18 protein-coding genes are annotated in these 18,177 nt (G+C 73.7%); 10 read left to right on the top strand and 8 right to left on the bottom strand.

What is annotated here, in order from left to right:
- The first annotated feature begins 1 nt into the window (after position 1).
- On the top strand, positions 2-1,561 hold the full coding sequence (locus SL103_RS24465; protein WP_069571095.1) for an NCS1 family nucleobase:cation symporter-1: 1,560 nt from the start codon (positions 2-4) through the stop codon (positions 1,559-1,561).
- Here SL103_RS24465 and SL103_RS24460 read toward each other — a convergent pair.
- Positions 1,527-2,348: a lipoate--protein ligase family protein gene (locus SL103_RS24460; protein ID WP_244304026.1), complete on the bottom strand. Its 822-nt coding sequence runs from the start codon at positions 2,346-2,348 to the stop codon at positions 1,527-1,529. The genes SL103_RS24465 and SL103_RS24460 overlap by 35 nt on opposite strands.
- Before the next feature lie 14 nt (positions 2,349-2,362).
- Positions 2,363-3,127 carry an SIR2 family NAD-dependent protein deacylase gene (locus SL103_RS24455; RefSeq protein WP_069571094.1) on the bottom strand — a complete coding sequence of 255 codons (765 nt, stop codon included), beginning with the start codon at positions 3,125-3,127 and terminating at the stop codon, positions 2,363-2,365.
- Positions 3,128-3,328: 201 nt separating this feature from the next.
- Between SL103_RS24455 and SL103_RS24450 the strand changes: the two genes are divergently transcribed.
- The 7 genes from SL103_RS24450 (at position 3,329) to SL103_RS24420 (ending at position 11,056) form a co-directional block, all read left to right on the top strand.
- Complete coding sequence (locus tag SL103_RS24450; protein ID WP_069571093.1) at positions 3,329-5,179, top strand: gamma-glutamyltransferase family protein; 1,851 nt, start codon at positions 3,329-3,331, stop codon at positions 5,177-5,179.
- 134 nt (positions 5,180-5,313) lie between these two features.
- Positions 5,314-6,210 (top strand): inositol monophosphatase family protein, encoded by an 897-nt coding sequence (locus tag SL103_RS24445; protein WP_079145948.1) that lies wholly within the window; start codon positions 5,314-5,316, stop codon positions 6,208-6,210.
- A 40-nt stretch (positions 6,211-6,250) separates the two neighbouring features.
- Positions 6,251-7,672 carry a phytoene desaturase family protein gene (locus tag SL103_RS24440; RefSeq protein WP_069574069.1) on the top strand — a complete coding sequence of 474 codons (1,422 nt, stop codon included), beginning with the start codon at positions 6,251-6,253 and terminating at the stop codon, positions 7,670-7,672.
- A gap of 21 nt (positions 7,673-7,693) precedes the next feature.
- Positions 7,694-8,215 (top strand): O-acetyl-ADP-ribose deacetylase, encoded by a 522-nt coding sequence (locus SL103_RS24435; RefSeq protein ID WP_069571091.1) that lies wholly within the window; start codon positions 7,694-7,696, stop codon positions 8,213-8,215.
- 31 nt (positions 8,216-8,246) lie between these two features.
- Positions 8,247-8,903 carry a class I SAM-dependent methyltransferase gene (locus SL103_RS24430; RefSeq protein WP_069571090.1) on the top strand — a complete coding sequence of 219 codons (657 nt, stop codon included), beginning with the start codon at positions 8,247-8,249 and terminating at the stop codon, positions 8,901-8,903.
- Between the two features lie 97 nt (positions 8,904-9,000).
- Positions 9,001-10,473 (top strand): DNA-3-methyladenine glycosylase 2 family protein, encoded by a 1,473-nt coding sequence (locus SL103_RS24425; RefSeq protein WP_069571089.1) that lies wholly within the window; start codon positions 9,001-9,003, stop codon positions 10,471-10,473.
- Between the two features lie 10 nt (positions 10,474-10,483).
- On the top strand, positions 10,484-11,056 hold the full coding sequence (locus tag SL103_RS24420) for a methylated-DNA--[protein]-cysteine S-methyltransferase (RefSeq protein ID WP_079145947.1): 573 nt from the start codon (positions 10,484-10,486) through the stop codon (positions 11,054-11,056).
- Positions 11,057-11,124: 68 nt separating this feature from the next.
- Here the strand turns inward: SL103_RS24420 and SL103_RS24415 are convergent, their stop codons facing one another.
- Positions 11,125-11,781, bottom strand: coding sequence for a TetR/AcrR family transcriptional regulator (locus SL103_RS24415; protein WP_069571088.1), 657 nt, complete (start codon positions 11,779-11,781; stop codon positions 11,125-11,127).
- Between the two features lie 87 nt (positions 11,782-11,868).
- On the opposite strand from SL103_RS24415, the gene SL103_RS24410 reads away from it, so the two are divergent.
- Complete coding sequence (locus tag SL103_RS24410; protein ID WP_069571087.1) at positions 11,869-12,504, top strand: NAD(P)-dependent oxidoreductase; 636 nt, start codon at positions 11,869-11,871, stop codon at positions 12,502-12,504.
- Between the two features lie 49 nt (positions 12,505-12,553).
- Here SL103_RS24410 and SL103_RS24405 read toward each other — a convergent pair whose 3' ends face one another.
- Together SL103_RS24405 and SL103_RS24400 are read right to left on the bottom strand one after the other, a co-directional pair.
- The gene (locus SL103_RS24405; RefSeq protein WP_069571086.1) at positions 12,554-13,360 is read right to left on the bottom strand and encodes a nucleotidyltransferase domain-containing protein; all 807 of its coding nucleotides are present in this window, start codon (positions 13,358-13,360) and stop codon (positions 12,554-12,556) included.
- A 37-nt stretch (positions 13,361-13,397) separates the two neighbouring features.
- Positions 13,398-13,901, bottom strand: a complete 504-nt coding sequence (locus tag SL103_RS24400) for an NUDIX domain-containing protein (protein WP_208870057.1) — start codon at positions 13,899-13,901, stop codon at positions 13,398-13,400.
- Between the two features lie 194 nt (positions 13,902-14,095).
- On the opposite strand from SL103_RS24400, the gene SL103_RS24395 reads away from it, so the two are divergent.
- Positions 14,096-15,220, top strand: a complete 1,125-nt coding sequence (locus SL103_RS24395) for a glycerate kinase (RefSeq protein WP_069571084.1) — start codon at positions 14,096-14,098, stop codon at positions 15,218-15,220.
- 86 nt (positions 15,221-15,306) lie between these two features.
- Here the strand turns inward: SL103_RS24395 and pssA are convergent, their stop codons facing one another.
- From pssA to SL103_RS24380, 3 genes are all read right to left on the bottom strand, one after another.
- The gene (pssA, locus tag SL103_RS24390) at positions 15,307-16,167 is read right to left on the bottom strand and encodes a CDP-diacylglycerol--serine O-phosphatidyltransferase (RefSeq protein ID WP_069571083.1); all 861 of its coding nucleotides are present in this window, start codon (positions 16,165-16,167) and stop codon (positions 15,307-15,309) included.
- The gene (locus SL103_RS24385) at positions 16,154-16,801 is read right to left on the bottom strand and encodes a phosphatidylserine decarboxylase (RefSeq protein WP_030807016.1); all 648 of its coding nucleotides are present in this window, start codon (positions 16,799-16,801) and stop codon (positions 16,154-16,156) included. Before SL103_RS24385 ends, pssA begins: the two co-directional genes overlap by 14 nt.
- A 170-nt stretch (positions 16,802-16,971) precedes the next feature.
- Complete coding sequence (locus SL103_RS24380) at positions 16,972-18,177, bottom strand: acyl-CoA dehydrogenase family protein (protein WP_069571082.1); 1,206 nt, start codon at positions 18,175-18,177, stop codon at positions 16,972-16,974.

Here is an 18,177-nt window from a genome sequence, read left to right as displayed (position 1 = left end):
CATGTCCGCGACCTCCCCGCCCGTGCCGCCGGAACTCCCCATACCCACCCCGCCGGACCAGCTGACCGCCCCCGACGGCCGGGTCGAACCGGCGCCCGGCGCCATCGCCTCCCACGGCCGCTACGTCAACGCCGACCTGCGCCCCGTACCGCTCGCCGAACGCCGCTGGACCACCTACAACTTCACCGCCCTGTGGGTCGGCATGGCCCACAACATCCCCTCCTGGACACTCGCTTCGGGCCTGGTCGCACTCGGCATGGACTGGCGGCAGGCGGTGCTGACCATCGCGCTGGCGAACCTCGTCGTCCTCGTCCCGATGCTGCTCACCGGCCACGCCGGGCCCAAGTACGGCATTCCCTTCCCGGTCCTGGCCCGGGCCTCCTTCGGGCTGCGCGGCGCCAACCTCCCCGCGCTGGTGCGCGCCGCCGTCGCCTGCTGCTGGTTCGGCATCCAGACCTGGATCGGCGGCCAGGGCATCTACGTCCTGCTCGGCAAGATCCTCGGCGGTGACTGGGCCCGGGCCACGGCCGTCGCGGGCTACCCCTGGACGCTGTGGCTGTGCTTCCTGGTCTTCTGGGCCGCCGAACTCGCCCTGATCCACCGGGGGATGGAGACCCTGCGCTGCTTCGAGAACTGGGCCGCGCCGTTCGTCCTCGTCGGCGCGGTGGCGCTGCTCGTGTGGGTGGCGGTCAAGGCGGGCGGGTTCGGGCCGCTGCTGGACCAGCCGAGCGCCCTGGGCTGGGGTGCGGACTTCTGGCCGGTCTTCTTCCCCTCCCTCATGGGCATGATCGGCTTCTGGGCCACGCTGTCCCTCAACATCCCCGACTTCACCCGCTTCGGCGCCGGCCAACGCGCCCAGGTCTGGGGCCAGTCGCTGGGCCTGCCGACCACCATGACGGCCTTCGCCCTGCTGTCCGTCCTGGTCACCTCCGGCTCACAGGCGGTCTACGGCGCCCCGATCTGGGACCCGGTCGCGCTCGCCGGCAAGGCCGACAACGTCTTCGGCCTGCTCTTCGCACTGGTCACGGTGCTGATCGCGACGATCTCCGTGAACCTCGCCGCCAATGTCGTCTCCCCGGCGTACGACCTCGCCCACCTCGCGCCCCGGTTCATCAGCTTCCGCACGGGCGCGCTCATCACGGGCGTGGTCGGCGTGCTCGTCCTCCCCTGGAAGCTCACCGCCACCCCCGAGCTGTACATCTTCACCTGGCTCGGGGTCGTCGGCGGGCTGCTGGGCACGGTCGCCGGCATCCTCATCGCCGACTACTGGATCGTCCGCCGTACCGTCCTCGACCTCGCCGCCCTCTACCGTCCCGGCGGCCGCTACTGGTACACGGCCGGCTGGAACTGGCGGGCGGTGGCCGCCTTCGCCGTCGGGGGGCTGCTCGCCGTCGGCGGCTCGTACTCGCACCCGGGGAAGGGTCCCTTCCCCGCCGACGGCCTGATCCCCTTCCTCAAGCCGCTGGCCGACTACGGCTGGGCGGTCGGCCTCGCTGCCGCACTGGCGCTCTACTCGCTGCTGATGGCTACGGCACGCGGGCCAGCCACCGCGCGGAGCTGAACTTGTCCACGGCCAACTCCCGGGCCCGCGCCAGCTCCCGCTCGGTGACCTCGTCCCGCGTGCCGCCGTAGCGGGCCCGGAAGGAGGCGATCATCCGCTCGACGACCTCGGCGCGCGGCAGCCCGGTCTGCCGCCGCAGCGGGTCCACCCGCTTCCACGCGCTGCCGATGCCCTTGTCGGACAGCTTCTCCCGGCCGATCCGCAGCACCTCGACCATCTTCCCGGCATCGATGTCGTAGGCCATCGTCACGTGGTGCAGCACCGCCCCGGCGCCCGTCGCCCGGCGCTTCTGCGCCGCGCCGGCGATCTTCCCGGCGTCCGTCGCGATGTCGTTGAGCGGCTTGTACCAGGCCCTGATCCCCATGTCGCGCAGCGCGCCCAGCACCCAGTCGTCGAGGTAGGCGTAGCTCTCCGCGAAGCTCAGCCCCCGCACCAGGGACTGCGGGACGTACAGCGAGTACGTGATGGTGTTGCCGGGCTCCACGAACATCGCCCCGCCCCCGCTGATCCGCCGTACGACGGTCACGCCGTGCCGCGCGGCGGCGTGCTCGTCGACCTCGTTGCGCAGCGACTGGAAGCTGCCGATGATCACCGCGGGACGGTCCCACTCCCACACCCGCAGCGTGGGCGGCCGCCGCCCCGCCGCCACCTCGTCGGTCAGCACCTCGTCCAACGCCATGTGCAGCGCGGGCGGTTGCGGCCCGTCGTGCACGATCCGCCAGTCGAAGTCGGTCCACTCCGCGGCGTCCGCCAGGGCCCGCGCGCCGCTCGCCTCGTCGCTCCGCACGGGTCAAGCCTGCCTCACACCGGCTGCCCGAGGCGCGCCAGCAACGGGGGCAGCGCACTGCCGATCGGTTCGCGGATCACCTCGGCGGCGAGCGCGTCGTACGGGGTCGGATCGGCGTTGACGATGATCAGCCGCGCGCCGTGCTCGGCCGCCACCCCCGCCAGCGAGGCGGCCGGCTGGACCTGCAGCGTCGTCCCGACGGCCAGGAAGACGTCGGCGGCCTTGGCCACGCCCAGCGCCGTGCCCAGCACCTGCGGGTCCAGCCGCTCGCCGAACATCACCGTCGCCGACTTCAGGATGCCGCCGCACACCAGGCACGCCGGGTCGGGTTCGCCCGCGGCGACCCGGTCCAGTGCCTCCCGCATCGACGAGCGGGCGTGGCAGCGGGTGCAGGTGACCGCCCGGACGGTGCCGTGCAGCTCCAGCACCTTGCGTGCGGGCACCCCGGCGAGCTGGTGCAGCCCGTCGACGTTCTGCGTGATCACCCGCACCGGCGTCCCCGACCGCTCCAGCGCGGCCACCGCCTCGTGCGCCGCGTTCGGCTGCGCCCGGAACGCCGGGCTCTTCTGCCGCATCAGCCACGACCGCCGCCGGACCTCCGGGTCGGCCATGTACGCGTCGTACGTCACCAGCTTCTCGGCCTCCGGATCCCGCCGCCACAGCCCGTTCGGCCCGCGGTAGTCGGGGATGCCGGAGTCGGTGGAGATCCCGGCGCCGGTGAGCAGGGCGACGAGCGGACGGCGGGCGGACTGGTCGTGCGGGACGTCGGTGCCGGTCATGGGGCGAGCGTACGCAGCACACCGCCCGCCGTGCCGCTGTTTTTCGGGCCGGCACCGGCCGCCGTCGGGACGGCCCGCCGGAGGGCGCTGCGGTGCACGGCCATGGCGGGTGGGTACGGAGGGTACGCGTCCGTTGGGCGTTCAGTTGAGTGTTCAAACGCCCCGTGTCCGTCCGCCCGGCAGCAGTCGAGGAGCCGCCCCGTGTTCACCACCCGCCCCACACTCCAAGGCACCTTCGGGATGGCCTCCACCACGCACTGGCTGGCGTCCCAGTCGGCGATGGCGGTGCTGGAGGACGGCGGCAACGCCTTCGACGCGGCGGTGGCGGCCGGCTTCGTGCTGCACGTGGTCGAGCCGCACCTGAACGGGCCGGCGGGCGAGGTGCCGATCCTGCTGGCCCCGGCGGACGGGCCGGTGCGGGTGCTGTGCGGGCAGGGCCCGGCGCCGGCCGGCGCGAGCGTGGCCCACTACACCTCGCTGGGCCTGGACCTGGTGCCCGGCACCGGCCCGCTCGCCGCCGCGGTCCCCGGGGCCTTCGACGCCTGGATGCTGCTGCTGCGCGACCACGGCAGCAAGTCGCTCGCCGAGGTGCTGCGGTACGCCGTCGGCTACGCCGAGCACGGCCACCCCGCCGTCGAGCGGATCGGCGAGACCGTCGAGACGGTCCGGGAGCTCTTCGAGACGGAGTGGACCTCCTCTGCCGAGATCTACCTCCCCGGCGGCCGGTCGGTCGCCCCCGGCGGGTTGCTGAGGAACCGGCCGCTGGCGGCCACCTGGCGGCGGCTGATCGCGGAGGCGGAGGCCGCGGCGCCCGGCCGTGCGGCGCAGATCGACGCCGCCCGCCGCATCTGGCGCGAGGGCTTCATCGGCGAGGCGCTCGCCGCGTTCGCCGCCCGCCCCGCCATGGACACCTCGGGCGAGCGCCACGCCGGCACCCTCACCGGCGACGACCTGGCGGCCTTCTCCGCCACATACGAGGAACCGGTCACCCACGACTGGAACGGCTGGACCGTCGCCAAGGCGGGCGGCTGGTCCCAGGGCCCCGTCTTCCTCCAGCAACTCGCCCTGCTGCCGGACGAGTTGCCCCCCTACGGCAGTCCCGGATACGTGCATCTGCTCATCGAGGGCAGCAAGCTCGCGATGGCCGACCGCGAGGCGTGGTACGGGGACGCCGTCGAGGTGCCGCTCGACGCCCTGCTGAGCGCGGAGTACAACGCCGCGCGGCGGTCCCTCATCGGCGAGCGGGCCTCGTACGAGCTGCGGCCCGGCAGCCCGGACGGCCGCGCTCCGCGGCTGGGCAGGCACGCGTCGGCGGTGGCGGCCGGCGAGGGCGGCGTCGACCCGCTGGGCGGGCCCGGCAGCGGCGCGGGGGAGCCGACCGTCGCCCGCGGGGTGCCCGGCGGCGTGCCGGCGGACGTGGCGCCCGAGGTGGACCGGCGCGGTGCCACGCGGGGCGACACCTGCCACCTCGACGTCGTCGACCGCTGGGGGAACCTGGTCTCCGCCACCCCCTCCGGCGGCTGGCTGCAGTCCAACCCGGTCGTCCCGTCCCTCGGCTTCCCGCTGGGAACCCGGCTGCAGATGGCCTGGCTGGAGGAGGGCCTGCCCAACTCGCTCACGCCCGGACGCCGCCCCCGCACCACCCTCACCCCGTCCCTCGCGCTGCGCGGCGGTGTCCCCGTCATGGCCTTCGGCACGCCGGGCGGCGACCAGCAGGACCAGTGGCAGGTCCACTTCTTCCTGGCGGTGGCGCTGCGCGCGGCGGTCCGCGGCGGCCTCGACCTCCAGGGCGCCGTCGACGCGCCGAACTGGCACCACGACTCCTTCCCCGGCTCCTTCTTCCCGCGCGGGATGCGGCCGGGCGGCGTGACGGTGGAGTCACGGATCGGGGAGCGGACCATCGAGGACCTGCGGCGGCGCGGTCATCGGGTCACGGTGGGCGACGCCTGGTCCGAGGGGCGGCTGTGCGCGGTCGCCCGGGACCCGGAGACCGGGGTGCTGTCGGCGGCGGCCAATCCGCGGGGGATGCAGGGGTACGCGGTCGGGCGCTGAGGCCCGTACGGCGCGGGGGAGCGTGGCCGGCCGCCGGAGCCGCCGGCCGGCCGCCCCGCGCGGTGCCCTCGGCGGCATCCGGAGTTCACCTGGAGTCCAGCTGCCGTGTCAGTGGCTCGTGGTTCGATGGACGCATGATCGAAGCACTTCGTACCCAAGATTCGGGAGATACCACGAACCTCACCGAAGCACCCCCGATGACCCTCTCGCCGGACCTCTCCGAGCTGGACCTGGCCGCCGTCGAGGCCGCCGTCCGCCGGGCCGCCGCCGACGAGATCATGCCGCGCTTCCGGCAGCTCGCCGCCGAGGACATCGTCGAGAAGAACGGCCCGCACGACCTCGTCACCGTCGCCGACCGGCGCGCCGAGGAACACCTCACCGCCGCGCTGACGGCCCTGCTGCCCGGTTCCCGGGTGGTCGGTGAGGAGGCGGTGCACGCCGACGCCGGCGTGCTGGACGCCCTCCGCGGCGACGCCCCCGTCTGGATCGTCGACCCGGTCGACGGCACCCGCCAGTTCGTGCACGGCGACCCCGGCTTCGCCACCCTCGTCGCGCTCGCCCACCACGGCGAGGTGCTGGCCTCCTGGACGTACGCACCGGCGCTCGGCCTGATGGCGATCGCCCGCCGCGGCGCCGGCGCCGAGCTGAACGGCATACCGCTGCGGACCGGCAGCCCGGCGGCCGACGCGGTCCTCGACGTCGCCACCTCCCACCACGACTTCACCGACGACGACCAGAAGCGGGTGCTGGCCGCCCTGGACACCGGCGGCGTCGCACCGCGCCCCTGCGGCTCGGCGGGCCTGGAGTACCTCCACATAGCCCGCGGTGAGCTGGACGCCACGGCCTTCAGCTGGGAGAACGCATGGGATCACGCCGCCGGGCTGCTGCTCGTCCATGAGGCGGGCGGCGCGAGCGGCACGGTCGCGGGGCAGCCGTTCCGCGTCGAGGGCGGCAATGCGCTGCCCTTCACGGCGGCACGTGACGCCGAAACCGCGCGGCGTATCCTCGGACTGCTGGCAGCCGCCAACTGATCCTCACGGATGGGGGTCGGACGTGAGGGGAGTGGCGCAGGTGCCGAGGATGCTCGATGCCGTGGTGATCGGGGCGGGACCCAACGGCCTGACGGCGGCCGTCGAACTGGCCCGCCGCGGCATGTCCGTGCAGGTCTTCGAGGCCAAGGACACCATCGGCGGCGGCGCCCGTACCGAGGAGCTGACCCTCCCCGGTTTCCGGCACGACCCCTGCTCGGCGGTGCACCCCACGGGCGTGGGCTCGCCGGCCTTCGCCAGGATGCCGCTGGAGCGGTACGGGCTGGAGTGGCTGCACGCCGACCTGCCGATGGCGCACCCGTTCCCGGACGGTACGGCCGCCGTGCTGGGGCACACCGTCGGTGAGACCGCGATGTCCCTGGGCCCGCGGGACGCCGGCGCGTACCGGCGGCTGCTCGCGCCGTTCATCGGCCGGTGGGACACCATGGCGCACGACTTCCTGCGCACCCAGTGGCTGGGCCTGCCCAGCGACCCGCTGACCTACGCCCGCTTCGGCCTGCTCGCGGCGCAGCCGGTCACCCTCCTCAACCGCCGCTTCCAGGACGAGAAGGCCCGCGGTCTGCTGGCCGGTCTCGCGGCGCACGCCATCGCCCCGCTCGGCGGCCTCGGCACCTCCGGCATCGCCCTGATGTTCGCGCTCGCCGCGCACGCCAAGGGCTGGCCGGTGGCGCGCGGCGGCTCCCAGGCCATCGCCGACGCGCTCGCCGGTCTGCTGCGCGCCCACGGCGGCGCGGTGCACACCGACTTCGAGGTCAAGCGCCTGGACGACCTGCCGCCGGCCCGGGCGTACGTCTTCGACACCTCCCCGACGGCACTGGCCCGGATCGCGGGCCTGGGCAACGCCTACCGCGACGTCACCTACGGACCCGCCGTCTTCAAGATCGACTACGCGATGTCCGGGCCGGTGCCGTGGACCGCCGAGCCGGCCCGGCGCGCCGGCACCGTCCACATCGGCCCCACCAGTGGCGAGATCGGTGCCGCCCTGGACGCCGCCACGCACGGCCGGGCCCCGTCCGTCCCGTTCCTGATCACCGCTCAGCCCAGCCTGATCGACCGCACCCGCGCCCCCGAGGGCAAGCACACCTTCTGGGCGTACGGCCACGTCCCCAACGGCTGGGAGGGCGACGCGACCGACGCCGTCGAGCGGCAGATCGAGCGCTTCGCCCCCGGCTTCCGCGACCTCGTGCTGGCCCGCGCCGTCGCCGGCCCGCCCCAACTCGCGGCCCGCAACGCCAATTACGTCGGCGGCGACACCGCCACCGGCTCCGCGGCCGGCCTGCGCCTGCTCATCCGGCCCAAGCTCACCCGCGTCCCGTACGAGACCGCTCACCCCGCCGTCTTCCTCTGCTCCCAGGCCACCCCGCCCGGCCCCGGCGTCCACGGCATGTCCGGCCATTACGCCGCCAAGGCGGTGTGGCGCCGCCTGCGCGCGAACCGCCGCTGAAACGCCCTAGGCTCGATCGTCATGAGCACCCGAAGCCCTTCCCTCACCCTCGTCCAGGGCGACATCACCGAACAGGCCGTGGACGCCGTGGTCAACGCCGCCAACTCCTCGCTGCTCGGCGGCGGGGGAGTGGACGGGGCGATCCACCGGCGCGGCGGCCCGGAGATCCTGGCCGACTGCCGCGACCTGCGGGCCTCCCGGTACGGCCGCGGCCTGCCCACCGGCCAGGCCGTCGCCACCACCGCCGGCCGACTGCCCGCCCGCTGGGTCATCCACACGGTCGGGCCCGTCTTCGCCCGCAACGAGGACCGCTCCGAACTGCTCGCCTCCTGCTACCGGGAGTCGCTGCGCGTCGCCGACGAGCTGGGCGCCCGGACGGTGGCGTTCCCCGCCATCTCCACCGGCATCTACGGCTGGCCCATGGACGACGGCGCCCGCATCGCCGTCGAGACGGTCCGCGCGACGGACACCGCGGTGGAGGAGGTCCGCTTCGTGCTCTTCGACGCGGAGGCGTACGAGGCGTTCGCGAACCGGGTGGGCTGACGCCGGCCCGGGATCCTGATGGGGTGGCGGTATGACGACACCGCCGCCCCACCTCCTCCGGGCACTTGACCGGTTCAACGCCGCCCACCCCTGGGACCACAACGCCCACTACCACCCCTGGATCCTGCGGCAGCTCCCCCGGCGTTTCGGCCGTGCCCTGGACGTCGGCTCCGGCAGCGGCGACCTGGCCAGACTCCTGGCCACGCGCGCCGGGGCCGTGCACGGCGTCGACTCCGACCCGAAGATCACCGCGCAGGCGCAGGAGCTGACCCCTCCGGCGGCCCTCGTCACCTTCACGACCGCGGACGCGCTGACCGGGCTCCCCGCCGACTCCTACGACGTCATCACCTGCACCGCCACGATCCACCATCTGCCGTTCACCGAGGCGCTCACCGTCTTCCGCCGGCACCTGGCGCCCGGAGGGACCCTGGTGATCCTCGGCCTGTCGCGCCCGACGACGCCCGGTGACCACCTGCTCGGAGCCGCGGCCGCCCCACTCAACGCCGCCACGGGCTGGCTCAAGAACAAGGGCCGCCCGGCACCGCGCCCGGTCTCGATGACGGCCGTGACCCGGCCGGCGGACATGAGCTTCCCCGACATCGTCCGCGAGGCCCACGCGGTCCTGCCCGGCGCCCGGCTGCGCCGCCGGCTGTTCTGGCGCTACACGCTCGTATGGCGTCACCGTTGAACCGCCGCGATACTCGACATCCGGCATCCCAGGTGGCGGGACCTTGATGTCGGATTTCCGCCAGCCGGGCCCGGGGTGCTGCGCGATCCTTGAAGGCATGCACACCGACACCGAGCGCTGTCTGCGCGCCGTGCAGTCCAAGGACGCCCGCTTCGACGGCTGGTTCTACACGGCCGTCCTCACCACGCGTATCTACTGCCGCCCCAGCTGCCCCGTGGTGCCGCCCAAGCCCGAGAACATGCGGTTCTACCCGAGCGCGGCGGCCGCCCAGCAGGCCGGATTCCGGGCCTGCAAGCGGTGCCGTCCGGACGCCAGCCCCGGCTCGCCGCAGTGGGACGAGCGGGCCGACCTCGTCGCGCGGGCCATGCGGCTGATCGCCGACGGCGTCGTCGACCGCGACGGTGTCCCCGGTCTCGCCGCCCGGCTCGGCTACAGCACCCGCCAGATAGAGCGGCAGCTGCTCGCCGAACTCGGTGCCGGGCCGCTCGCCCTGGCCCGTGCCCAGCGCGCCCAGACCGCCCGGCTGCTGGTGGAGACCACCGCGCTGCCGATGGCCGAGATCGCCTTCGCCGCGGGATTCGCCAGTATCCGCAGCTTCAACGAGACGGTGCGGGAGGTCTTCGCGCTCTCGCCGACCGATCTGCGGCAGCGCGCGAAGCCCGGGCCGCGCGCGGCGGTGCCCGGCACCCTCGCACTGCGGCTGCCGTTCCGGCAGCCGCTGAACCCCGACAACCTCTTCGGTCACCTGGCGGCCACCGCCGTCCCCGGCGTCGAGGAGTGGCGGGACGGCGCCTACCGCCGCACCCTGCGCCTGCCGTACGGGCACGGCATCGTCGCCCTCGCCCCGCGCCCCGACCACATCGACTGCCGGCTCGCCCTCACCGATCTGCGCGACCTGGCCGGTGCCATCGCCCGCTGCCGCCGGATGCTCGACCTCGACGCCGACCCGGAGGCCGTCGACGGGCTGCTGCGGGAGGACCCGACGCTGACGCCGCTCGTCGACAAGGCACCCGGCCGCCGGGTCCCGCGCACCGTCGACGCCGAGGAGTTCGCGCTCCGCGCGGTCCTCGGCCAGCAGGTCTCCACCGCGGCCGCCCGCACCCACGCCGGGCGGCTGGTCCGGGCGCACGGCGAGCCGATCGACGACCCGGGCGGCGGGCTCGGTCACCTCTTCCCGTCCGCCGCCGCGCTGGCCGAGCTGGACCCCGAGTCGCTGGCCATGCCCCGTACCCGGCGCGCCACGCTCACCGCCGTGATCGCCGCCCTCGGCTCCGGCGCCCTGCGGCTCGGCGTCGGCAGCGACCGGGACGAGGCCCGCGCCCGGCTCGCGGCGCTGCCCGGCATCGGCCCCTGGACCGTCGAATGCGTCGCCATGCGCGGCCTCGGCGACCCGGACGCCTTCACCCCCACCGACCTCGGGGTGCGCCGCGCGGCCGCCGGACTCGGCCTGCCGCACACCCCGGCCGCCCTCGTCCGGTACTCCGCGCGCTGGCGTCCCTGGCGCGCCTACGCCGTCCAGTACCTCTGGGCGACCGACAGCCACCCCATCAACCACCTTCCGACGAACTGAGCCCCCAGCCATGACCGTTGACGCCGCCACCGCGACCACAGAAATCGCCGAGCCCGTGCCCGGCACGCCCCTCACCCACACCGTCCTGGACGGCACCCCGGTGGGCGCCCTCACCCTCGTCGCCGCCGGTCAGTCCCTCACCGGCCTCTACATGACCGACCAGCGCCACCGCCCGCCGCAGGAGAGCTTCGGCGTGCCGGCGGGCCCCGGCGAGGAGCCGTTCGCCGAGACCATCGCCCAGCTACGGGCCTACTTCCGCGGCGAGTTGACCACCTTCGACCTGCCGCTCGCGCTGCGCGGCACGCCGTTCCAGCGCCGGGTCTGGGCGGCGCTGCGCACCATCCCGTACGGCCGGACGATGTCCTACGGGCAGCTCGCGGCACGGCTCGGCGTCCCCTCGGCGGCCCGCGCCGTGGGACTCGCCAACGGCCGCAACCCGGTCGGCATCATCGTTCCCTGCCACCGCGTCGTCGGCGCCGACGGCAGCCTCACCGGCTACGGCGGCGGCCTGGACCGCAAGCGCCGCCTGCTGGCCTTCGAGCGCACCGAGGACACCCTCTTCCCCGCGGAGGCGTGCGGCTGACACCGTGCGCACGCCCGCGGCGCCGAGCCCTCGCGGACGGGGCCGATCGGCGCGGCGGACGACCGTCCCTAGGCGCCCGGCGGCCGGAGGCCGTCGAGCAGGGCCCGTACGGTCTCGGCCGCGAAGTCCTCCTCGCTCTCCGGGAGCAGTGCCCCGGGGGGTGCCTCGGTGCCGAAGAACAGGTCGAGGAAGGCGCGGTGGAAGCACGCCCCGACGAGCAGCGTGGCGGCCGCGTGCGGATCGATGCCGGCGGCGATCCGGCCCAGCGCCTGTTCGGCCCGCAGATACCCGGCCAGGTGCTGGACCGCGTTCTGCGGGCCCGCGGTGCCCAGCTCGTTGAGCTTGCGGCGGTGGGTGTCCAGCAGCTCCGGGCTGGCGAAGAGCGACGCCGCCATCGGGAAGGAGCGGCGGTAGAAGCGGACGGCGGCCAGCGCCACGTCCTGCAGGTGCCCGGCCGGGCCCCGCGCGTCACCCACGGAGTCCGGGAGCTGCTCCAGCGCGTCCGAGAACCGCGGCGCCCGCTCGTGCAGCACCCGGACGAAGATCTCTTCCTTGTTCCGGAAGTGCTTGTAGAGCGCCGCCTCGGAGCAGCCGGCCTCCCGGGCGATCTGCTTCGTCGTCGTACGGGTCAGGCCCACCGTCGTCATCAGTGTCGCGGCGGCGTCGAGGATGCGGGAGCGCGTCAGGGCGCCCCCGGTGAGCGGGGCGGCGGCGTCTCGGGTCATGGGTCGAGCCTACATTGACAGGTGAGTGAGCACTCACCCACACTGGTGGGTAAGTGCTCACTCACCCCTTGGTGTCCAGGAGAGACCATGAAACTCACCGTCCTCGGCGCGTCCGGCGGCGTCGGCCGGCAACTCGTCACCCACGCCCTGGCCGACGGCCACCGGGTGACCGCCGCGCTGCGCAGCCCGGAGAAGCTGACCGAGCGGCACGAGCGGCTGACCGTCGTCCGCACCGACCCGCTCGACGCCGCCTCGGTGAAGACGGTGGTGGACGGTGCCGACGCGGTCCTCTCCGGCATCGGCCAGGCCGGCCGGCACGACCCGCTGCGGCCCGCCTCCACCTCGGCCCGGGCGGTGACCGAGGCGATGACCGCGACCGGTGTCCGGCGCCTCGTCGTGGTCAGCGCCGGCCCGCTCAACCGCACCGGCGCGGGGCAGCCCTTCCTCAGCCACCGGGTCCTCGGACCGCTCCTGTGGGCGGCCCTCAAGGACGTCTACACCGACCTGGAGCGGATGGAGGCCGTCCTGCGCGACAGCCGCCTCGACTGGACCGCCGTCCGCCCGCCCCGCCTGCTCGACAGGCCCGGGGAGGGCCGCTACCGCCACGCCGTCGAAGCCGGCCCGGCCGGCGCGACCATCACCCGCGCGGACGTCGCCCGCGCCATGCTCGACTTCCTCCCCGACACCCGGACCTACGGGCACGCGGTCGGCATCAGCCGCTGACCGGGCCGGCCCGGCACGCCGCCGGCCCGGCACGCCGCGGGCCCGCCCGTCAGGCGACCACGTCCCGCACCTCGGCGACCAGCCGCTCCGCCTCGTCCAGCGAGCCGCGCAGCTCCTCCGGTGTACCCCCGACCCGGGCGAGCAGGGCGGCCGCGCGGCCGGCGAAATCCGGCGGGGTGTCCGGCATCGCCGCGGCCGCCGCGAGCGCGCCCTTCTCGTTGAGGCACCAGACGCGGTGGTGCGCGTGCAGCGCCTGCACGAGATGGCCCACCGCCCGGGACAGGCACAGGGCCGCGTGCAGCACGTCCCGGGCCCCGTACGACTTGCCCGCCATCGCCACCGAGAACCCCGCGTCCCACACGGCCGCCCCGGTCAGCCCCGCACGCAGCGCCTCCGGGTAGTCCCGGACCGCGTCCTTGAGCCGGGTCAGCTCCCCGTCGGGGTCGGCCAGCACCCGGCCCAGCGCCACCTCGCCCGGATAGGCGGGTGACCAGAAGCCGAGCGGATGACCGGCCTGGGCACCGGTCTCGAAGCGGCCCGCGCGGCACTCCTCCCACACCCGCCGCACCCGGTCGACGTCCCGCAGGATCCAGTCCACGGGGCTGCCGTCCGGGAGGACGAGCCAGGCGCCGCCGTTGACCCAGGGGCCCCAGGCCCCCGGCCCGAACACCTCGACGGGCCCGCCGGTCACCTCCGCGGCCAGCGCCTCCAGCGCCGCCAGGTCGGGCTCGTCCCGGTAATAGACCCCCAGGTCCCAGTCGGAGTCCGGCCGGTGCGTCCCGCGTGCCCGGCTCCCCCCGAGCATCACTCCGACGACTCCCGGCACCTCGGCGAGCTTGGCGGCGATCTCTTCCATGGCGGCAGCCTAGGGACGCCGCCGCCCGCCCCTCACCTCATTTACGGGTGCCGCGCGCCCCCACGGGCGGCACGCCGTCCTCCAGCTCAGCCGGCCCGCACCCGTCCGCGAGCGCCTTGAGGGCCGCGCCGAGGCGCAGCGCCATCGCCCGGTTCACCAGCGTCTGGGCCTCGTCCCAGTGGACCAGGCGCCAGGACAGCAGCTCGGTCTCCTGAAGGCGGATCGCGGCCAGTTGCTCGGTGCCCAGCACGCCGCCGTCGAAGAGGTACGACACCAGCGGCGGGCGGCCCTCCCCGCGCACCCAGTCGACGGCGAGCAGCGCGCCCAGCTCGATGTCCAGGCCGATCTCCTCGGCGGTCTCCCGGCGTGCGGCCTGCCGGGGCGATTCGCCGGCGTCCGACTCGACGGTCCCGCCCGGCAGGATCCAGGTGTCCCGGTAGTTCGGCTCCACGAGCAGGATGCGGCCGTCCGCGTCCCGGAAGACGGCTCCCGCCCCCGCGAGCACGCGGGGCAGGCCGGCGATATAGGTGGCGTAGTCCATGGTCGTCACGGCGCGAGCCTAGGGCCTGTCCGGTCGGTCTTCGAGGCGCACCCCCCGGGCGCTCGGAAGCGTCCGCGGAGCGGTATGCCCTGTTCGCGGGGCCGCTCGCCGGATAAGGTCACAGCGGCGCGACTGCCAGTTCGAAAGCAAGGGGAAACACGGTGGCGGACGCAGCAAGGACAAAGACAGCACATGTGCTGATCGCCGCGGACAAGTTCAAGGGCTCCCTCACGGCCGTCGAGGTCGCCGAGCACGTCACGGCCGGTCTGCGGCGCGCGGTCCCCGGTCTGGACGTCGCGGCCGTCCCGGTCGCGGACGGCGGCGACGGCACGGTCGCCGCGGCGCTCGCGGCCGGTTTCACCCGCCACGAGGCGCGGGTCACCGGCCCCACCGGCGTACCGGTGACGGCCACCTTCGCGCTCCGCGCGGACGGCACCGCGGTGGTCGAGATGGCCGAGGCATCCGGCCTCCAGCACCTCCCCGGGGGCGTTTTCGCGCCCCTGACGGCCACCACGTACGGCACCGGCGAGCTGCTGCTCGCGGCCCTGGACGCCGGCGCGACCTCGATCGTCTTCGGCGTCGGCGGCAGTGCCACGACCGACGGCGGCGCGGGCATGCTCGCGGCGCTGGGCGCCCGGTTCCTGGACGCGGACGGCGAGCCGGTCGGCCCCGGCGGCGGCCCGCTGCGCGAGCTGGCCACGGCCGACCTCTCGGGCCTGGACCCCCGGCTGGCGCGGACCGCGATCGTGCTCGCCAGCGACGTCGACAATCCGCTGACCGGCCCCAAGGGCGCGCCCGCCGTCTACGGCCCGCAGAAGGGCGCCGACGAGGACGACGTCGCGACGCTGGACGCCGCGCTGGCGCACTACGCCGAGGTGCTGGAACGCGCGGTCGGTCCCAAGGCCGCGGAGTACGCCCTGGCGCCCGGCGCGGGCGCGGCGGGCGGCATCGGCTACGGCGCGCTGGTCGGCCTGGACGCGGCGTTCCGGCCGGGCATCGACGTGATGCTCGACGTGCTGGGCTTCGGGCCGGCGCTGGCGAAGGCGACGTTCGTGATCACTGGCGAGGGCTCCCTGGACGCGCAGACGCTGCACGGCAAGGCGCCGGCCGGGGTGGCCGCCGCGGCGCGTGCGGCCGGACTGGACGTGGTCGCGGTCTGCGGCCGGCTCCAGCTGCCGCAGGAGGCCCTCGACCGGGCCGGTATCCGGCGGGCCTACGCCCTGACGGACCTGGAGTCCGACCCGGCGCGCTGCATGGCCGAGGCGGGCCCGCTGCTGGAGCGGGCGGCGGAGAACCTGGCGCGCGACTTCCTGGTCTGAGCCGGCGCGGCGCGACGGCCGCGGACACGAAGGAGCCCCGGGCGAATCATCGCCCGGGGCTCCTTCGTCGTACGACGTGTGGACCGCTAGGGAAGCTGCGCGGCGCGCGACTCGGCGCGGGACTCGCGGCGGTTGTCGCGGAAGGTGTTGACCCTCCGGGCGGTCGCGAACAGCGGGATCATCGCGCCCAGGACCACCTGCAGCGAGCAGCCGGTCTGCAGCAGCAGCTGGCCGCCGGGCGCGTCCAGCGCCCAGGCCGCGAGCATGCCCATGCTGAGCACGATCCAGCTCAGCATCGCCACCGCGAGCCGGCCCCGCGGCTTGGGGTACTCGACCCGGCTCACCATCAGCCAGGCCACCCCGATGATCGCCAGCAGCGTCGGCAGGAACGGCAGCTCCAGCAGCACGATGGCGACGACGGTCAGCGCGCCGAAGGGGCTCGGCATGCCCTGGAAGATGCCGTCGCGCAGGGTGACGCAGGAGAACCGCGCCAGCCGCAGCACCACCGCCAGCAGCACCACGACCGCCGCGACCACCGACACCCGCTGGTGGGCGTCCTGGGCGACCATGCCCCAGGTCACGACGAAGTACGCGGGCGCCAGCCCGAAGCTGATCAGGTCGGAGAGGTTGTCGAGCTCGGCCCCCATCGCCGAGGCCCGCAGCTTGCGCGCCACCAGGCCGTCGAAGAGGTCGAAGACCGACGCGAAGAGCATCAGGATCACGGCCATGGCGGCGCTGTGCCGCGCCATCCCGCCGTCCTCGGTCCCCGTGAGGTGGGGGATCAGCACGCCGGTGGTGGTGAAGTACACGGCCATGAAGCCGCAGATGGCGTTGCCGAGGGTGAGGGTGTCCGCTATTGACAGCCGCGTGGACAGCGGCATGTCGTCCTCGTCCTCGTCGGTCTCGGGCGCCCAGCCCGCCTGTGTCTCAGGATCAATCACGGTCAAGACGAGTCACCCCCGCGGTGGTCGCCTGGCCGACCTCGACCGCCACCTCGACGCCCTCCGGGAGGTAGACGTCGACGCGCGAGCCGAAGCGGATCAGACCGATCCGCTCACCCTGCTCCACCTTGGTGCCCTGGGGCACGTAAGGGACGATACGGCGGGCCACCGCGCCGGCGATCTGCACCATCTCGATGTCACCGAGCTCGGTGTCGAAGTGCCAGACAACCCGCTCGTTGTTCTCGCTCTCCTTGTTGAACGCCGGAACGAATCCGCCGGGGATGTGCTCCACGGACGTCACCGTGCCGGCCAGCGGCGCACGGTTGACATGCACGTTCAGCGGGCTCATGAAGATCGCGACGCGGGTGCGTCCGTCCTTCCACGGCATGATGCTCTGCACCACGCCGTCGGCCGGGGAGATGACGCGGCCCTGAGCGATCTCCCGCTCGGGGTCGCGGAAAAACCACAGCATGCCCGCCGCCAGGGCGGTGGTGGGTACGGCAACGGCCGCCCAGCGACCGGACCGGCGGGACCGGGCGAGGCTGACCGCTGCCGTGGCAACGGTCGGCAGGAGCCACGGCGACGCTCCGCGCGCGAGGCGGACGCGACCGCGTTGTGCAGAGGATTGGCTGTGGGGCATGGATGACCTTCGTAGCGGAGGATGCCGCGTAGGGATACGGGGGACGGCGGCTTTCCGGGGATGCTATCGGTTGCGAGCGGCAACTGGCCAAGAGCCAGAGCCAATCCGTGGCCGAAGTACGATGACGGGGTGTGATCTTCGTCTAGACCAAAACCGCCCAAATGGGATGTTCACCCCTGGATTCGGTACTCCTCGAGTAGCCGGCGACCAATGATCATTTTCTGGATCTCGGCGGTACCTTCACCGATCAGGAGCATCGGGGCCTCGCGGTAGAGCCGCTCGATCTCGTACTCCTTCGAGAAGCCGTAGCCACCGTGGATACGGAACGCGTCCTCCACCACCTCCTTGCAGTACTCGGAGGCCAGGTACTTCGCCATGCCCGCCTCGAGGTCGTTTCGCTGGCCCGAGTCCTTTTTGCGAGCGGCGTTAACCATCATTGCATGGGCCGCTTCGACCTTTGTTGCCATTTCTGCCAATTTGAACTGGATGGCCTGGTGCTGCGCGATCGGCTTGCCGAACGTGTGCCGCTGCTGCGCGTAGGAAACGCCCAGCTCGAAGGCGCGCTGGGCGACGCCGCAGCCACGCGCGGCGACATTGACCCGGCCGACCTCGACGCCGTCCATCATGTGATAGAAGCCACGTCCGGTCTGGCCGCCGAGCACCCGGTCGGCCGGGATGCGCAGCCCGTCCATGATCAGCTCGGTGGTGTCGACGCCCTTGTAGCCCATCTTGTCGATCTTGCCCGGGATGGTCAGGCCGGGTCGCACCTCACCGAAGCCGGCCTCCTTCTCCACGAGGAAGGTCGTCATCGACTTGTGCGGAGCGGTGCCCTCCGGGTGGCCCTCGTCGGTGCGGCAGAGCACCGCCACGAGCGTGGACGAACCGCCGTTGGTGAGCCACATCTTCTGGCCGTTGAGGACGTAATCGTCGCCGTCCCGCACGCCCTTGGAGGAGATGGCCGAAACGTCCGAGCCCAGCGCCGGCTCCGACATCGAGAAGGCGCCCCGGATTTCACCCGCCGCCATCTTCGGAAGGAAATAGTCCTTCTGCTCCTGCGTGCCGTGCTGCTTCAGCATGTACGCCACGATGAAGTGGGTGTTGATGATGCCCGAGACGCTCATCCAGCCGCGGGCGATCTCCTCGACGGTCAGCGCGTAGGTGAGCAGGGATTCACCCAGACCGCCGTACTCCTCGGGAATCATCAGGCCGAACACGCCGAGTTCCTTCAGGCCCTCGACGATCTGCGACGGGTATTCGTCGCGGTGTTCCAGCTCCGTGGCGACCGGCAGGATCTCCTTGTCCACGAAGTCGCGGACGGTGGAGAGGATCTCCCGCTGGATGTCGGTCAGGCCCTCGGTCTGCGCAAGACGGGTCAT

This window comes from Streptomyces lydicus, from assembly GCF_001729485.1.
GTDB classification, from domain to species: Bacteria; Actinomycetota; Actinomycetes; order Streptomycetales; family Streptomycetaceae; genus Streptomyces; species Streptomyces lydicus_D.
The sequence above is the reverse complement of the archived record's forward strand: the minus strand, read 5'-3'. Positions and strand labels throughout refer to the sequence as shown.

What these genes read in the sequence shown, in the direction of transcription:
- SL103_RS24465 (WP_069571095.1), top strand. Translation starts at nt 2, where the DNA reads ATGTCCGCGACCTCCCCGCCCGTGCCGCCGGAACTCCCCATACCCACC.
- SL103_RS24455 (WP_069571094.1), bottom strand. Translation starts at nt 3,127, where the DNA reads ATGACCGGCACCGACGTCCCGCACGACCAGTCCGCCCGCCGTCCGCTC.
- SL103_RS24445 (WP_079145948.1), top strand. Translation starts at nt 5,314, where the DNA reads ATGATCGAAGCACTTCGTACCCAAGATTCGGGAGATACCACGAACCTC.
- SL103_RS24435 (WP_069571091.1), top strand. Translation starts at nt 7,694, where the DNA reads ATGAGCACCCGAAGCCCTTCCCTCACCCTCGTCCAGGGCGACATCACC.
- SL103_RS24430 (WP_069571090.1), top strand. Translation starts at nt 8,247, where the DNA reads ATGACGACACCGCCGCCCCACCTCCTCCGGGCACTTGACCGGTTCAAC.
- SL103_RS24425 (WP_069571089.1), top strand. Translation starts at nt 9,001, where the DNA reads ATGCACACCGACACCGAGCGCTGTCTGCGCGCCGTGCAGTCCAAGGAC.
- SL103_RS24420 (WP_079145947.1), top strand. Translation starts at nt 10,484, where the DNA reads ATGACCGTTGACGCCGCCACCGCGACCACAGAAATCGCCGAGCCCGTG.
- SL103_RS24415 (WP_069571088.1), bottom strand. Translation starts at nt 11,781, where the DNA reads ATGACCCGAGACGCCGCCGCCCCGCTCACCGGGGGCGCCCTGACGCGC.
- SL103_RS24410 (WP_069571087.1), top strand. Translation starts at nt 11,869, where the DNA reads ATGAAACTCACCGTCCTCGGCGCGTCCGGCGGCGTCGGCCGGCAACTC.
- SL103_RS24405 (WP_069571086.1), bottom strand. Translation starts at nt 13,360, where the DNA reads ATGGAAGAGATCGCCGCCAAGCTCGCCGAGGTGCCGGGAGTCGTCGGA.
- SL103_RS24400 (WP_208870057.1), bottom strand. Translation starts at nt 13,901, where the DNA reads ATGGACTACGCCACCTATATCGCCGGCCTGCCCCGCGTGCTCGCGGGG.
- SL103_RS24385 (WP_030807016.1), bottom strand. Translation starts at nt 16,801, where the DNA reads ATGCCCCACAGCCAATCCTCTGCACAACGCGGTCGCGTCCGCCTCGCG.
- SL103_RS24380 (WP_069571082.1), bottom strand. Translation starts at nt 18,177, where the DNA reads ATGACCCGTCTTGCGCAGACCGAGGGCCTGACCGACATCCAGCGGGAG.